The following is a 15,380-nucleotide window of genomic DNA, read 5'->3' as shown; positions in this document are numbered from 1 at the left end:
CTTAGAAAAGTACATCATGAAAATTGATGTACTTTTTTTGTGACATAAATCGATTTTGAAACGTCTATGACTATGTACCCATAGTTTAGGAGGCGAAGATTATGCACAAGGATACAGAATTATTGATAGCAGCAAAAGCAGGGGATGAAGTGGCCTTTGAGGAAATCGTGGTGCGTTATTCCGGGCTGATTTGGCGAGGTTATAAGCAACAATCTATGCGAACGGCTACGATTGATTGGCAACATGAAGCAAGGATTGTCTTATTTAATTGCTTACAACGGATATCGTATTTAAACTGGGGTATCTTAACGAGTTATTATCAACAGGCGTTATTTCATCATCCGGCGACTTTGTGGCGTCAGGAAGAAAAGCGAGCCATGATTACCAAAGAAGCATTGGAATTAGGAACAATAAATACGGATATGTCCGTCTTAAGTGAACCAGACTTACAACTGCATTTGTTTTGTGAAGAGATGGGCACACAATTATTACCTGACCAATATCGTTTATTAGTATTACGAGCGAAAGGTTATTCGGTTAAAGAATGTGCGGACCAGCTAAGTAAATCAAAATCTTGGTGTTATTTAACCTTAAAAGAGATTCGTTATTACTGTGAAAAATGGACTCGTGGATAAAAAGGTATTTTTTTTTTTGTATTCATGATAAAATGTGACTATATTTAAAAAACAGAGGTAATCGAAATGGCAGGAAAAAAAGTGGCTTTGGCCTGTAGTGAATGTGGTTCACGAAACTATACGGTTGCAAAGAAGCTTGATCGCGCCGTTCGCTTAGAAGTAAAGAAGTATTGCCGAACTTGCGATAAGCATACGACACATCGCGAGACAGTGTAAAAAGGGAGATTTTCGGGATGAAATTTATGGCAAGTGTAGTAGCAGAAATGAAGCGTGTGACTTGGCCAACATTTAACCAAAATGTTCGCAACACAGCAATTGTTCTTGTAACAAGTGGATTTTTCGCTATTTTGTTGGGAACAGTTGACTGGATCTTTGAACAAGGACTAATGTTCTTGTCGAAGTAAGCTGGTTACGTTATAATCAGATTATAGAAAAGCAAGTAAAGCCCTCTCGGTTAGTGTGAGGGTTTTTATTTACCAAAAAATAGGCAGAATTAATAGATACAAGGAGACTGATATCATGGCACAATCAGGCGCAGAAACACTTCAAAATGAATGGTTTGTTATTCACACTTACTCAGGTTACGAAAACAAGGTGAAGGCAAACTTGGAATCACGTATTGAAACAATGGGGATGACAGACTTTATCTTCCGTGTTGTTGTTCCTGAACAAGAAGTGACTGTTCGCGAAGGGGATGAAACAAAGGTTGTTATGGAAAATGACTTCCCTGGTTACGTTCTTGTTGAAATGGTAATGACTGATGAAGCTTGGTATGTTGTCCGTAACACACCAGGAGTTACAGGATTCTTGGGATCACACGGTGGTGGTTCAAAGCCTAACTCATTGTTGCCTGAAGAAGTTGACGAAATGTTGTCACGTATGAACATGACTGAACGTCAAGTTGTTGAACAATTGAACGCTGAAGTTGGCGACATCGTGAACATCGTTTCTGGTTCATTCGCTGGTATGGAAGGTGCAATTACAAACATCAACACTGAAAAGCAAGAAGTAACTGTTTTGGTTAACTTCTTGGGACGTGAAACACCAACTGAAATGCCATTCTCAGAAGTACAAACAATCGATTAATTTAATTAAACCCTTGCCAAACGGCAGGGGTTTTGTTATTATTGTCAAGTATGTTTGGTGACAAGCATATGTGGGAGGCGGAAATCGAAACTCGCCATTTATACCACAAACACGAAGGAGGAAACAATCGTGGCTAAGAAAGTTTCAAGTATTGTTAAGTTGCAGATTCCAGCCGGTAAGGCTACACCTGCACCTCCAGTTGGACCTGCATTGGGTCAAGCTGGTGTTAACATCATGGGGTTCGCAAAGGAATTTAACGCACGTACTGCTGATCAAGACGGTATGTTGATCCCTGTAGTTATTACTGTATATGAAGATCGTTCATTCGAATTCATCACTAAGACGCCTCCAGCAGCAGTTTTGCTAAAGAAGGCAGCTAAGGTTGAAAAGGGTTCAGGAGAACCTAACACGAAGAAGGTCGCAACAGTTACTGCAGCTCAAGTTCGCGAAATTGCAGAAACTAAGATGCAAGATCTAAACGCAGCTGACGTAGAAGCAGCTATGCGCATGATTGAAGGTACAGCACGTTCAATGGGATTCACTGTTGAAGGTTAATTCATAAAACCGGTGTTTGTACGGATCGCGTAGGAAACTAAGCATGATCAAGCGGAAGGTCTGGACGACCGTTTGACCGCATTTGCAAGGAGGAATAGCAACCATGGCTAAGAAATATGGTAAGAAGTATTTAGCAGCCGCTGAAAAGGTAGATGCTGACAAGCTATACACTATCGAAGAAGCTGCTACACTAGTTAAAGAAATTGAATTTGCAAACTTCGACTCAACAGTTGAAATTGCATTCAACTTGAACGTTGACACACGTCAAGCTGATCAACAATTGCGTGGGGCACTAGTTTTGCCAAACGGAACTGGTAAGGATCAAACTGTTGTTGTGTTCGCTCAAGGTGATAAGGCAAAGGAAGCCGAAGCAGCTGGTGCCGACGTAGTTGGTGCTGCTGATTTGGTACAACGCATCTCTGATGGATGGTTGGACTTTGACGTTGCTATCGCAACACCTGACATGATGGCTCAAGTTGGACGTGTTGGACGTGCACTTGGACCTAAGGGATTGATGCCTAACCCTAAGACTGGAACAGTTACATTTGACGTTGCTAAGGCTGTTGCCGATGCTAAGTCAGGTCAAGTTACTTACCGTACTGACCGTGACGGAAACGTTGCTGTACCAGTTGGTAAGGCTTCATTCGAATCAGACAAGCTTGCAGGAAACATCAAGGCTTTGGCCGATGTTATTGTTAAGGCTCGTCCAGCCGCTGTTAAGGGTGCATACGTACAACACGTATCAATCGCCTCAACATTCGGACCTTCAATCAACCTAGACCCATCAGGATTGTTGTAATAGACAGTTCTTGTTTGGTGGTTGACGCTTCCTCGAGAAGCTGATATAATTATCAATTGTAATATATCGATTCTACCTAAGACGCAGGTGTCGTAAGACATAAATCCCGCCGAGGAAGTGAAAAACGCGCAAGCGACTTTTGACCCCCGGTGACTTTTGTCTACCGGGGGTTTTGGTTAGAATCAAAAATTCTAAACAGGAGGAATGAATCACATGAGTGAAGCAAGTATTGCTGTTAAAGCACAAAAAGTTGAAGAAGTAGCTGCTAAGTTTAAGGAAGCTGCATCTTCAGTTGTTGTGGACGTACGTGGTTTGACTGTTGAACAATCAAACGAATTGCGTTCTGCTTTGCGTGAAGAAGGCGTTGAACTTAAGGTTATCAAGAACAAGATTTTGACTCGTGCCGCTGCTGCTGCAGATTTGGCTGAATTGAATGACGTGTTTGCTGGACCTTCAGCCGTTGCATTTTCTAAGGAAGACGCAATCGCACCTTCACGTATTTTGAAGAAGTTTGCTGACAAGATCGAAGCCTTGGAAATCAAGGGTGGTGTTGTCGATGGTAACGTTGCGTCTGTTGAAGATATCAACAAGTACGCTGCATTGCCAGACCGCGACGGATTGCTATCAATGTTGTTGTCAACATTGCAAGCACCTGTTCGTAACGTTGCTTACGCTGTTAACGCAGTTAAGGACGCTAAGGAAGAAACTGTTGAAGCGTAAGCTCAACGTTCTGACTTACCCGGGACTTGTCCCAACTATATAAATAAAAACAATGTCTAATGACATAAAATTATGGAGGAATTATCATGGCTTTTGATAAGGATACAATCATCGCTTCATTGAAGGAAGCAACTATCATGGATTTGGCTGACTTGGTTTCAGCTATTGAAGAAGAATTTGGTGTTTCAGCCGCTGCTCCTGTTGCAGCTGCTGGTGCCGCTGGTGGAGCTGCTGAAGCTGCTAAGTCAGAATTCGATGTTGAATTGACTTCTGGTGGAGCCGCTAAGGTTAAGGTTATCAAGGCAGTTCGTGAAGCAACTGGTTTGGGATTGAAGGATGCCAAGGACCTTGTTGATGGTGCACCATCAATGGTTAAGGAAGGATTGTCAGAAGACGATGCTAACGAATTGAAGGCTAAGTTGGAAGAAGCTGGAGCCGTTGTTACTGTTAAGTAATTTCGCCCTCTAGAAGATTTCAATATCTTTCAGAAAAAAGACCGACTCATTCGAGTTGGTCTTTTTTTGTTGCCTTGAACTTTTTGATTGTTTGCGTTAGTATTATGAACACATAAGGGGGGATTTAAATATGACAAAGACACCTGAAGAACAAGCTGCATTACGAGCACGTTTAACACCAGAGGAATATGCTGTGACACAAGAAAGTGCTACAGAACATCCATTTACTGGTGTTTACGATGATTTTTACAAAGAAGGTATTTATGTTGACGTGGTAGATGGGACACCATTGTTTAGTTCAACAGATAAATATGATGCTGGATGTGGATGGCCGGCCTTCACACAACCTATTGATGCACATGAAATTCAAGAAGTTGCGGATCATACATTACTTCGTCCACGTGTGGAAGTGCGTTCACAACAAGCTGATTCACATCTAGGACATGTATTTACTGATGGTCCAGTTGATCGTGGCGGACTACGTTATTGTATTAATTCAGCTGCATTACGTTTTGTACCTGTTACAGAACTGGAAGCAGAAGGATATGGGAAGTATGCAGCGCTATTTAACTAACGTTATGAGATGAATTGTTACTAGATAGACAAAATTGAAATAGAAAAAAGTCACTGATTGTTAGATAATCAGTGACTTTTTAATTTGTGATAGAAAATTAGATATCAGTTGGTAGACTTTCGTACGCTAATCGTTCGATGATATCATGATGAGTTGGATAATCTGCCTTTAATTGTGCTTGCGTGAATAATTCAAAGTCAGCAAAATCAAATCCGGGTGTCACCACACAGCTGACAAGTGCATAATCATGTTCCACTGTTGAACCAAAAATAGTCCCAGCAGGAACTGAAAATGATAAGCGTTGTCCATTATGGATATCAGGTCCGATTTGAATCGCTTCATAATGACCGTCTGGGAAGATGCAGTGAACAGTTAATGGTGCACCAGCATGATAAAACCACATCTCATCTGATTTTAATCGATGGAAATGTGAAGGACTCTTTGTATCCAATAAAAATAGGATTGATGTATGTAAAGGACGTTCGCCTTGTGGCGTCGTTACCATCTGTGGATTAGATTCAGTACGTTTGTAATACCCACCTTCAGGATGAGGTTCTAATTGTAGATCAGTAATCCATTGACTTGCTTCATGCATAATATAGACTCCTTAATAGTTATTCTTATATTGTACCAGAGATAAATGATTGTGTTTTTGTATAAGTATGCAAGGACTGTATATTATATAGGAAGAGAAGTTGGCCTGATACATATATACAATGAAAGCCTTCGATTATATATGCATGCTTATAAAAAGCCTTAATACCAGTAAAAGCGCTTACATTAAATTGTAGTGAGAGTTTAATTTAAGTCTGTCTTTTTTTTGATGATACTTGAAATAAATAAAGTTTATTATGTGGTGAAAATAGTTGTTTATCCAAGTAAAACCTGTTAATCTGGTTAAGGCGAAGATGAAAAGAATTTTTCTCGTGTCGAAAAAAATAGTAATGGAGGCTCAAATGTTAGAGGTAAAGAACTTAACAGTCGGTTACACGGCGACCCCTGTATTTGAAAACTTGTCGGTCGACTTCGAACCGGCTAAAATCACGGGTATTATTGGACCCAACGGAGCTGGAAAATCAACAATGATCAAGGCTGTTCTTGAGTTGATTCGCAAGCAAGGTGGAACGGTAGCGTTAGACGGTCAACCTGTATCAAAGGAACGCCAAAAGATTGCGTACGTTGAACAACGTGCAGACTTGGACTTAACATTCCCGATCAGTGTTTTTGAGTTGGTTCTAACCGGTACATACGGTAAGTTAGGATTATTCAAAAGCCCTGCGCAGGCAGAAAAAGACTTGGCAATGGATGCATTGAAGCAAGTCAAGCTGGAAGAATTTAAGAACCGTCAAATTGGTGGTTTGTCAGGTGGACAATTGCAACGTGTCTTCGTAGCACGTGCGATTGTACAACAAGCTGAAGTTGTCATTTTGGATGAACCTTTCGTAGGAATCGATATGACATCAGAAGCAGAAATTATGAACATCTTGAAGAAGTGGCGTGACGAAGGTAAGACGATTATCGTTGTGCACCACGACTTGAACAAGGTTGCGAACTACTTTGACAACTTGGTTATTATGAACCACGGTGTTGTGGCTTCTGGACCAGTTGAAGATGTTTACACGCAACAAAACATTCAAAAGGCCTTCTCTGCAGACCTAGGTGCTGTGTTGTTTGATAACAAGGAGGAAGCTTAATGTTTGCTAGTATTCAAGACTTTATTGTCGCTTTAGGACAATATAACTTTTTGCAAAGTGCCTTGATGGCTTCAATCATGGTGGGGATCATGTCTGGGGTTATCGGAAGCTTTATCATTCTTCGTGGAATGTCATTGATGGGAGATGCGATTTCTCACTCAGTGCTTCCTGGAGTTGCGGTTGCTTACATGCTTGGAATTAACCTGCTATGGGGAGCAGCGACTTTCGGTGTGATTGCAGCCTTGCTAATCGGTTTTGTGTCTTCACACAGTAAGTTGAAGAACGATACAGCGATTGGAATCGTGTTCTCAGCATTCTTTGCTTTGGGATTCATTTTGATTTCAATGGCCGAATCTTCAACTAACTTGCACCACATTTTGTTTGGTAACGTTTTGGCCGTATCAGATGCTGACTTGATTACATCAGTTATCATCATGGCAATTGTTATCTTGTTCGTGGTTGTATTCTTTAAGGAATTGCAAATTACATCATTCGACGAAACATTTGCGCGTGTTTACGGTTTGAAGACATACATTATCCAATACGGTTTGATGATTGTGTTGACATTGGTAACAGTGACAGCCCTACAAACAGTTGGAATTATTTTGATCGTAGCGATGTTGATTACACCAGCAGCTACGGCCTTCTTGTGGACAAACAGTCTATCAACTATGTTGTTCTTGGCAGCCGGATTCGGAACCGTTGCCTCAACAGTTGGACTATACCTTTCATACACATATAACTGGGCATCGGGGCCTGCTATTGTGTTGGTAGCCGCAATTATTTTCATGGTGTCATTCTTCATTGCACCAAAACAAGGATTCATTCAAAAGCTAGGGGGAAAAAATGCTTAAGAAGTTAGGAATTACCTTTGCGGCACTAGCCGTACTTATTGGGGGAGTTGTTTGGTTTATTAATGGACGTGATGTTCAACAATCAAATAAGAATGAAAAGTTTAGCGTTGTCACAACAAACTCAATCTTGCAAGACATGGTTGAACAAGTTGGTGGTGATGATGTAGATGTTTACAGCATGGTACCGCGTGGAACTGATCCACACGAATACGAACCAAAGCCAGAAGACATTCGTGCCACAACTGGAGCCGATGTTATCTTCCACAACGGATTGAACCTAGAAACAGGTGGTAACGGTTGGTTTACTAAGTTGATGGAAACAGCAAACAAGCGCGATGGAGAAGAAGTTTTCTCAGCATCTGAACACGTTGAGCCTATGCACTTGACAAGTGAAGGTAAGGAAAACGAAGAAGACCCACACGCTTGGCTTGATATTCAAAATGGAATTAAGTACGTTGAACAAATTACATCAGTCTTGAAGAAGAAGGATGCTAAGAACGCTGATGCGTACCAAGAACGTGCCGACAAGTACATTGCAGAATTGAACAAGTTGGACACAGAAGCAAAGGCAAAGTTTAACGACGTGCCTGAAGCACAACGTGTCTTGGTTACATCAGAAGGTGCCTTCAAGTACTTCTCAAAGGCATACGGAATTACACCAGTATTTATCTGGGAAATTAACACTGAATCTCAAGGAACACCTGAACAAATGAAGCAAGTCTTGTCAAAGATTGATGACTCAGAAGTTAAGTCATTGTTCGTTGAAAGTTCAGTATCACCTAAGTCAATGGAAAAGGTTGTTAAGGAAACTGGTTTGCCAATTTACTCAACAGTCTTTACAGATTCATTGGCCAAGGAAGGTGAAAACGGAGATACTTACTACGCTATGATGAAGTGGAACATTGACCACATGCATGATGGTATGATGGGTAAGACAAAGTAATCATTTCTGAATTCAGATTAAAATGAGTCTATCATTCGTGATAGGCTCGTTTTTTTATTTTTCTATAAATAGAAATGTCTGAAAATCCGCAACATAATTTAAAAAAACGAATGAAATCGCAAAAAATACGCATGTTTCTTATTGAATTAGGCTATTTTGGTTTACAAAGTATAAGTACAGGACTAAAATTGAAGATGAGTATTTATTGTGTTTTACAAGGACAAGGAGAATTTACATGACAACTAAGAATGTTGTTGTCGTCGGGGCCGGTTTTTCCGGTGTCGTTGCGGCGCGTAATCTAGCTAAGAAGCTTAAGGGTACGGATCACAAGATCATTTTGATCGACAAGCACTCATTCATGACATACATGACTGAATTGCACGAAGTAGCGACAGGTCGTGTTGAACCTAAGCACGTTCAAAACGACTTGCGTACTTTGTTCCACCCATACAAGAATGTGGAATTGATGACAGCGGAAGTTAAGTCAATTGATAAGGACAAGAAGGTTGTGGAAACAACTGACGGAACTGTTCCTTATGAAAAGTTGGTTTTGGCTACTGGTGGAACAACTAACACATTCGGAACACCTGGTGTCTACGAATATGGTTACACATTGTGGTCATACGAAGAAGCCGTTCGTTTGCGTGCGCACATCGAAAAGGTTATCCGCGAAGGTGCATTGGAACTAGATCCAGTTGCTCGTGCAGCTAAGTTGCAAATCGTGGTTGTTGGTTCAGGATTTACTGGTTCAGAATTGACTGGTGAATTGATGGAACAACGTCATGAATTGGCATTGGCTAACAACTTGGACGAAAGCGAAATCAAGATCAAGATGGTGGAAGCTGCACCAACAATCTTGAACATGCTTGACCGTAAGTTGGCTGACAAGGCTGAAGCTCACTTTACAGCACATGGTGTTGAAGTGATGAAGTCAACTGGTGTTGTGGAAGTTAAGGAAAATGCTGCCGTACTTAAGGACGGTTCAGAAATCCCAACAGAAACTTTGATTTGGACAGCCGGTGTTAAGGCTAAGGATCAAGGTCAACAATGGGGACTTGAACTTGGACCTGGTCAACGATTCATGGTTGATGCGTACTCACGTGTCCAAGGCGAAGAAGATGTCTACGCTATTGGTGACGCTGCTGCGTACCAAGACCCAGAATTGGCAGATCCAGAAAACCCACGTGCCGGATGGACACCACAAACAGTTGAAGGTGGAGAATCAGCCGCTAAGACTGCCGTACCAAACATTGTCTTTGACTTGACTGGTAAGGGTGAACGTAAGGAATTCAAGGGTCGTTACCAAGGTTACGCCGTTTCAATCGGTGCTCGCTATGCTGTTGCCGTTTGGCTACAACTTGGTGATGTTAAGATGGGTAAGAACGGAATCAACCTATCTGGATTCTTCGCTAACATGTTCAAGCACATGATTAACGTTTACTGGTTCTTGCAAATCAAGAGCTGGTACTACCTAGGTCACTACCTACGTGACGAATTCTTCGAAACACCAGATGGCCGTAACCCATTCTTCGGATGGACTTCACGTCGTGCAAACGTCTTGTTCGCATTACCACTACGTTTCATCACAGGTATGGTTTGGATGTCAATCGGACAAAGCTTGTCAGCATTCGGTTCACCACTAGGAATCATCTCATTGATTATTGGTTGGTTGATTGTTCTTGGAATGTTCACATCAATGGCTGGATTCGTTGGAATCTTGCTAAGCTTGTACTTCATCATCGCTGGTGGTGTATCAGGTGACATCATGTTGTTCTTGTTGCCAGCTGTTTCATTTGCGATTATGAACGGTTCAGGACGTGTGCTAGGTGTCGACTTCTGGTTGATCCCTGCACTAGAACGTTTTGCGAATGGTATCTTGCACGGTAAGCGTGCTTCACAATACCACGACCACAAGTAATAACAAAATGCTTGGTTAATCAGAAACCTATCTGATTAGACAACATAATAAAAGGGCTCACAGCGTCTGCTGTGGGCCCTTTTTGTGTTTTATGATAAATATATCGATTAGTGTGTTGGCATGTGTTGGCTGGCGTAAAATGCAGCGATAACACCATTAGCAACACTAACATTGATTGAACGAATGCTCCCGTATTGAGGAATGTAAATCATGGCATCGCTGGCTTCAATCAAATCATCCGCAAGACCTAATTGTTCTTCTCCGAATAAGAAGGCTGACTTTTGTGGTAATGATACTTCGTACAATGATTGGGGGTCGTAACCAGGTGTATTATCAACAGCAAAGATTGTATAACCTTCCGCATGTAATTGATCAAATACATCTTGGTAGTCAGTGACACGGTAATGTTCAATGGTTTCATAATTTTGTGTACCCAAGGCACCACGACGATCCCACTTCTTGATACCTTCTTTAGCGTCGGGGAGCGCTGGATTCTCAGGATTTAAAAAGATCAGCTTACGCATACCAAAGGCATTGCTGTTACGAACAGCAGAAGACTTATTAAAGTCATGGCTTAGGTTCTGCATAATTGAAATCATATCGCCGCGCGTTTCCGCCAGTTCTTCTTTAATTTGATCATCAGGCTTACCTTTGAAATAGTCTGTGACATTACGATAATCAGCAGAACGAGATAAATCAATCTTAGTCATGGATAGATACCTTTTTCTTTTTGGGAATAAAATTAAGTGGATAAAGAACGTAATCAATGAGCGGCATGTATTTCAAAATCAGTAAGCTACCAAACCACCCGACAATGAAGCCGATAATCACGTGGATGAGAACGTTCTGGTATCCGAAGTGGAATAGGACAATACGTGTGACGCTGACTAGCGGTACATGTAATAAGTAAATACCTAATGATTGTTGCCCGATGGCATTGAAACGATCACCTAATTGTGTTTTTTGTGATAGTTGTGGGAAAAGCATAAAAGCGAGAACGACTGCAATAATCATGAGTAAGCCAGTTAGGCCAGGTGCATTATAACTGACGCGAGTCGTTGGATTTGTAAATTGCCAAATCACGAGATAAGTCAGATAAATACCAGCTAGGATACCAAAGTGCTGCCAACTTCCTTTGATGGGATATTTACGAAAATAAGCACCTAATAAGAAGAAGGGAGACCAAACCAAAATACGTTGCATGGCGTAAATAGGGATAATCCAAAAATTAGCAATAACAGCGAGCGTTAGGGCAATCCCTAGATGAATACGAATATCTTTAACGACTAATGACAAGGCGCTGTTCGCGACAATCACACCGAATAAGACATATAGGAACCATAGTGGTCCAATCGGTTGTTGCCAAATATTAAATAAGGCTTTCCAATCTGTTGAGAGCCGAACAGCATTACCCCCAATTTGGAACATAATAAGGAGGATAAGGCTAAAAGCAACATAAGGGATACCGATACTGATACTACGTTTCTTAATGCGCGTTAGAAAATCGGCAGGTGATTGGCATGCCGTGAAGAAATAACCAGATAAGGCAAAAAATACTGGCATGTGAAAGAGATAAATGGCTTGGACCCAAACGAGTAATTGAGACTGCAAAGTCCCTGAATAGACGTGTGAATCGAATAGCCCAATGATGACATGACCTAAAACAACTAATAAGATGGTCAGTCCCTTGGCTAAATCAATCCAAGTAACACGTTGTCCCATGATTACCTCCTAAAATTTGAATGACATAATAGTCTAGTATAGCATTGCAAGATTAGGGTTCGGTAGAATAATTCAAGCCAATTTAAGTGATATTTGGTATGATAGTAAGAATAAGTTTACACGAAAGGGCATAGAATCATGGCGAACATAATTGAAGTTAATGATATTTCGTTTACATATCAAAATGCGGATCAACCAGCATTAGAACATATCAATTTGACCATCCAACAAGGGGAATGGGTTGCGATCATTGGTCGTAATGGGTCAGGTAAGTCAACGTTTGCTAAATTGTTGAATTACTTATTAGTACCAACAGAGGGAACGATTAAAATTGACGGTGTGTTAGTAGATGCCGACAATGTTTGGACAATTCGTGATTTAGTGGGGATGGTCTTTCAAAATCCAGATAACCAATTCGTTGGTGCCACGGTGGAAGATGATGTTGCTTTTGGATTAGAAAACCGTAATATGCCACGAGAAGAAATGCTACCACGTGTTGCATCTGTATTAGATCGTGTGCACATGAGCGAATTTGCTGATCGTGAACCAGCGCGACTATCAGGTGGACAAAAGCAACGTGTTGCCATTGCATCTGTTTTAGCAGTTGAACCCAAGATTCTAATTCTTGATGAAGCAACGGCGATGTTAGACCCACAAGGGCGTACTGAAATGATTGCCTTGGTTCGTGAACTAAAGGCAGCTATGGGTGATGAATTAACTGTCTTGTCTATTACGCATGACATTGATGAAGCTTCACACGCTGACAAGGTGGTCGTACTAAGTGATGGTCAGATTCGTGAAATCGGACAACCAGCTGATATTTTCGTGAATGCACATAAATTACGTGAGTTGGGACTGAGCGTCCCATTCGCAGAACAATTAAAAGAAAAGTTAGTTGCGCGTGGCATCACAGTACCTGAAGCGTATATGACGACAGAAGGGATGGCGGACTGGTTATGGCAATCAATTTCGAAGAAGTAAGTTTTACGTATCAAGCTGGAACGCCATTTGCGACGTCAGGATTACATGATGTTAATTTGAATATCCCAGAACAAGCCTTTACAGCTGTTATTGGTCATACGGGGTCAGGGAAATCAACGATGGTTCAGATGTTGGACGGACTAACACAACCAACACTTGGAACTGTCACTGTTGGGGAACATGTGATTACCGCAACTACGAAGAAAAAAGTACTTAATGATATGCGTGAACATATTGGGATGGTATTTCAATTCCCAGAAGCGCAATTATTTGAACAAACTGTTTTGCAAGACGTTATGTTTGGTCCAATGAATTATGGTGTCTCAGAAGCAGATGCTAAGATTGCGGCGCAAAAAGCATTGCGTACGGTAGGAATGGATGAACGCTTTGATGAACGCACCCCTTTTGATTTATCAGGTGGACAAATGCGTCGTGTGGCAATCGCTGGTATCCTAGCCATGCAACCAGACTTGTTAATTTTAGATGAACCAACGGCTGGTCTTGATCCAGCGGGACAAACAGAATTAATGGCCTTGTTTGGGCGGCTCCAAGCGGAGCGTAATCTGACAGTTGTCTTGATTACGCATCAAATGGAGTTCGTTGCTGAATATGCCAGTCATGTGATTGTCTTTGAAGGTGGGACTGTCCTAAAAGAAGGACCAACAAGTGATATCTTTGCGGACAGTGACTGGCTACAACAACATCAATTAGATGTTCCTGCTGCGCAACAATTTGCGGATGCATTAGCGATGAAGGGGATTCAATTGAACCAAGTGTTAGACATGGATGCCTTGGCAGATGAATTGGTAAAAGAGTTACAAGGAGGCGCACATGGGTAAGTTAATTATTGGGCGTTATTTACCAGGTAATTCATGGGTGCATCAATTAGATCCACGAACGAAATTTGTCTTGAGCTTTAGTTTTATCTTTATTATTTTTATGGCAGATAATGCTTGGGGCTATCTTGTGGCTACGGTCTTTACCTTTTTATCAATTGCGTTAACCGGGCTAGGTTTTGGGGTCTTTTTAAAGGGTCTGAGGCCAATCGCCTTATTGATGCTTTTGACAACGGTGCTACAATTATTCTTTATTCAAACTGGACCAGTGTGGGTGGACTTAGGGGGGGTACGTATTACACAAGATGGTGTGATTAATAGTTTGATTGTGTTTGTGCGTTTCATGTTGATTATTATGTTCTCAACGATTCTAACGTTAACAACACCGCCACTATTGGTTGCGAATGCAATGGAGTCATTATTAGCGCCATTGAAGAAGCTACATGTGCCTGTTGCAGAATTAGCATTGATGGTTTCAATTGCGTTACGTTTTGTGCCAACATTGATGGATGAAGCTGAAAACATTATGAATGCCCAACGTGCACGTGGTGTTAAGTTCAACGAAGGTAATTTATTCCAACGAGCAAAATCATATGTACCGTTGATGATTCCGTTGTTCGTGAATGCCATTAAGCGTGCCATTGAATTAGGGGATGCTATGGAAGCACGTGGTTATCGTGATAGCGAAGACCGCAGTCGTTACCGTGTCTTGGAATCAAGTTATAAAGACGTCGTAGCATATGCCGGCTTTTTTATATTTGGAATTGCTTTGTTTGCAACCCGATTTATTTAGATTTAGGAGTAAGAAATGCCACGATATAAAGCAACGATTGCTTATGATGGAACTGATTTTTTTGGTTGGCAAGTCCAACCCGGAAAGCGAACAGTCCAATTAGAATTAGAAGCGGCCGTTAATAAGATGGCTAAAAATCCAGCGGAACCTATTCGTGTCCAAGGATCTGGGCGTACCGATGCGCGTGTTCATGCAATTGGACAAGTGGCCCATTTTGATTTACCATTTAATATTCCAGCTGAGGCAGTTCGTAAGGGACTATCAACGATGTTGCCATATGATATTGGTATCAAGGATGTTGAAATTGTGGATGATGAATTCCATGCGCAATATGCCGCACATGATAAGACATACCGTTACCGTTTCTCAACAACGGAATTCCGTGACCCATTTAAGCGTAACTATACAGGACACTGGAATCGTCGTTTAGATACAGACCTGATGCAACAAGCGATCGGTGATTATGTGGGTGAACATGACTGGTTGAGCTTTGTCGCTGCAGGATTCCAACAAAAGACAACTGTTCGTACTGTGTACTCAGCGGAAATGATTTTGAAGCCGGAAGAGAATGAAATTTGGTTTGAATTCTCAGGTAATGGTTTCCTATATAATCAGATCCGTATCATGGTCGGTGTGTTGTTGGAAATTGGTCATGGTTCACGACCGGTAGACGATATCAAACGTTTATTTGAGGTTAAAGATCGACAAGAAGCACGCTTTACCGCACCCGCACAAGGGTTGTATCTCGTTGAAGTTCGATACTAAATTGAATTAGGTAATTTATCCAGATTTTACATTGACGACACGCAACATAC

Annotated in this window: 20 protein-coding genes and 1 other annotated feature; of the genes, 17 read left to right on the top strand and 3 right to left on the bottom strand. The window is 41.4% G+C overall.

Translation table 11 applies throughout. The annotated features are described in order from the left end of the window. The first annotated feature begins 101 nt into the window (after positions 1–101). The 9 genes from WS08_RS05640 to msrB all read left to right on the top strand — a co-directional run bounded on the left by WS08_RS05640 (position 102) and on the right by msrB (position 4,824). Positions 102–635, top strand: a complete 534-nt coding sequence (locus tag WS08_RS05640; RefSeq protein ID WP_009765004.1) for an RNA polymerase sigma factor — start codon at positions 102–104, stop codon at positions 633–635. A 66-nt stretch (positions 636–701) separates the two neighbouring features. After that, a complete protein-coding gene (rpmG, locus tag WS08_RS06845; protein WP_009765003.1) occupies positions 702–851 on the top strand; it encodes a 50S ribosomal protein L33 in 150 nt (49 codons plus the stop codon). 26 nt (positions 852–877) lie between these two features. Next, positions 878–1,039: a preprotein translocase subunit SecE gene (gene secE, locus WS08_RS05635; RefSeq protein ID WP_418080420.1), complete on the top strand. Its 162-nt coding sequence runs from the start codon at positions 878–880 to the stop codon at positions 1,037–1,039. Positions 1,040–1,154: 115 nt separating this feature from the next. Further along, positions 1,155–1,721 carry a transcription termination/antitermination protein NusG gene (gene nusG, locus WS08_RS05630; protein ID WP_009765001.1) on the top strand — a complete coding sequence of 189 codons (567 nt, stop codon included), beginning with the start codon at positions 1,155–1,157 and terminating at the stop codon, positions 1,719–1,721. Positions 1,722–1,850: 129 nt separating this feature from the next. After that, positions 1,851–2,276, top strand: a complete 426-nt coding sequence (gene rplK / locus WS08_RS05625; RefSeq protein WP_009765000.1) for a 50S ribosomal protein L11 — start codon at positions 1,851–1,853, stop codon at positions 2,274–2,276. A 103-nt stretch (positions 2,277–2,379) separates the two neighbouring features. After that, positions 2,380–3,075 carry a 50S ribosomal protein L1 gene (rplA, locus tag WS08_RS05620; protein ID WP_009764999.1) on the top strand — a complete coding sequence of 232 codons (696 nt, stop codon included), beginning with the start codon at positions 2,380–2,382 and terminating at the stop codon, positions 3,073–3,075. A gap of 57 nt (positions 3,076–3,132) precedes the next feature. After that, positions 3,133–3,260, top strand: a sequence feature (ribosomal protein L10 leader region). A 28-nt stretch (positions 3,261–3,288) separates the two neighbouring features. Next, positions 3,289–3,795 carry a 50S ribosomal protein L10 gene (gene rplJ, locus WS08_RS05615; RefSeq protein ID WP_009764998.1) on the top strand — a complete coding sequence of 169 codons (507 nt, stop codon included), beginning with the start codon at positions 3,289–3,291 and terminating at the stop codon, positions 3,793–3,795. An 86-nt stretch (positions 3,796–3,881) separates the two neighbouring features. Further along, positions 3,882–4,250 (top strand): 50S ribosomal protein L7/L12, encoded by a 369-nt coding sequence (rplL, locus tag WS08_RS05610; RefSeq protein WP_009764997.1) that lies wholly within the window; start codon positions 3,882–3,884, stop codon positions 4,248–4,250. 130 nt (positions 4,251–4,380) lie between these two features. Further along, positions 4,381–4,824, top strand: a complete 444-nt coding sequence (gene msrB, locus WS08_RS05605; RefSeq protein WP_009764996.1) for a peptide-methionine (R)-S-oxide reductase MsrB — start codon at positions 4,381–4,383, stop codon at positions 4,822–4,824. Between the two features lie 97 nt (positions 4,825–4,921). Here the strand turns inward: msrB and WS08_RS05600 are convergent, their stop codons facing one another. After that, positions 4,922–5,419, bottom strand: coding sequence for a cupin domain-containing protein (locus WS08_RS05600; RefSeq protein ID WP_009764995.1), 498 nt, complete (start codon positions 5,417–5,419; stop codon positions 4,922–4,924). Positions 5,420–5,780: 361 nt separating this feature from the next. On the opposite strand from WS08_RS05600, the gene WS08_RS05595 reads away from it, so the two are divergent. From WS08_RS05595 to WS08_RS05580, 4 genes are all read left to right on the top strand, one after another. Further along, on the top strand, positions 5,781–6,518 hold the full coding sequence (locus WS08_RS05595; RefSeq protein ID WP_009764994.1) for a metal ABC transporter ATP-binding protein: 738 nt from the start codon (positions 5,781–5,783) through the stop codon (positions 6,516–6,518). Further along, positions 6,518–7,372, top strand: a complete 855-nt coding sequence (locus WS08_RS05590) for a metal ABC transporter permease (RefSeq protein ID WP_009764993.1) — start codon at positions 6,518–6,520, stop codon at positions 7,370–7,372. Before WS08_RS05595 ends, WS08_RS05590 begins: the two co-directional genes overlap by 1 nt. Continuing rightward, positions 7,365–8,315 (top strand): metal ABC transporter solute-binding protein, Zn/Mn family, encoded by a 951-nt coding sequence (locus WS08_RS05585; RefSeq protein ID WP_009764992.1) that lies wholly within the window; start codon positions 7,365–7,367, stop codon positions 8,313–8,315. Before WS08_RS05590 ends, WS08_RS05585 begins: the two co-directional genes overlap by 8 nt. Before the next feature lie 235 nt (positions 8,316–8,550). Next, positions 8,551–10,233, top strand: coding sequence for an NAD(P)/FAD-dependent oxidoreductase (locus WS08_RS05580; RefSeq protein ID WP_009764991.1), 1,683 nt, complete (start codon positions 8,551–8,553; stop codon positions 10,231–10,233). A gap of 107 nt (positions 10,234–10,340) precedes the next feature. On the opposite strand, the gene WS08_RS05575 is transcribed toward WS08_RS05580, so the two are convergent. Both WS08_RS05575 and WS08_RS05570 read right to left on the bottom strand, forming a co-directional pair. Then, positions 10,341–10,943 carry a TrmH family RNA methyltransferase gene (locus WS08_RS05575; RefSeq protein WP_009764990.1) on the bottom strand — a complete coding sequence of 201 codons (603 nt, stop codon included), beginning with the start codon at positions 10,941–10,943 and terminating at the stop codon, positions 10,341–10,343. Beyond that, positions 10,936–11,955, bottom strand: coding sequence for an acyltransferase family protein (locus WS08_RS05570; protein ID WP_009764989.1), 1,020 nt, complete (start codon positions 11,953–11,955; stop codon positions 10,936–10,938). The genes WS08_RS05575 and WS08_RS05570 overlap by 8 nt, the downstream gene beginning before the upstream one ends. Positions 11,956–12,093: 138 nt before the next feature. Here WS08_RS05570 and WS08_RS05565 point away from each other — a divergent pair, with 138 nt between their 5' ends. The 4 genes from WS08_RS05565 to truA are packed head-to-tail and all read left to right on the top strand — an operon-like array spanning position 12,094 to position 15,330. Next, positions 12,094–12,936, top strand: coding sequence for an energy-coupling factor ABC transporter ATP-binding protein (locus WS08_RS05565; protein WP_009764988.1), 843 nt, complete (start codon positions 12,094–12,096; stop codon positions 12,934–12,936). After that, positions 12,912–13,775 carry an energy-coupling factor transporter ATPase gene (locus tag WS08_RS05560; RefSeq protein ID WP_009764987.1) on the top strand — a complete coding sequence of 288 codons (864 nt, stop codon included), beginning with the start codon at positions 12,912–12,914 and terminating at the stop codon, positions 13,773–13,775. Before WS08_RS05565 ends, WS08_RS05560 begins: the two co-directional genes overlap by 25 nt. Further along, a complete protein-coding gene (locus tag WS08_RS05555) occupies positions 13,768–14,565 on the top strand; it encodes an energy-coupling factor transporter transmembrane component T family protein (RefSeq protein ID WP_009764986.1) in 798 nt (265 codons plus the stop codon). The genes WS08_RS05560 and WS08_RS05555 overlap by 8 nt, the downstream gene beginning before the upstream one ends. A gap of 15 nt (positions 14,566–14,580) precedes the next feature. Continuing rightward, the gene (gene truA / locus WS08_RS05550) at positions 14,581–15,330 is read left to right on the top strand and encodes a tRNA pseudouridine(38-40) synthase TruA (protein ID WP_009764985.1); all 750 of its coding nucleotides are present in this window, start codon (positions 14,581–14,583) and stop codon (positions 15,328–15,330) included. Positions 15,331–15,380 lie beyond the last annotated feature (50 nt).

The sequence above is a fragment of the Weissella tructae genome, assembly GCF_000732905.1.
Lineage (GTDB): Bacteria > Bacillota > Bacilli > Lactobacillales > Lactobacillaceae > Weissella > Weissella tructae.
The sequence above is the reverse complement of the archived record's forward strand: the minus strand, read 5'-3'. Positions and strand labels throughout refer to the sequence as shown.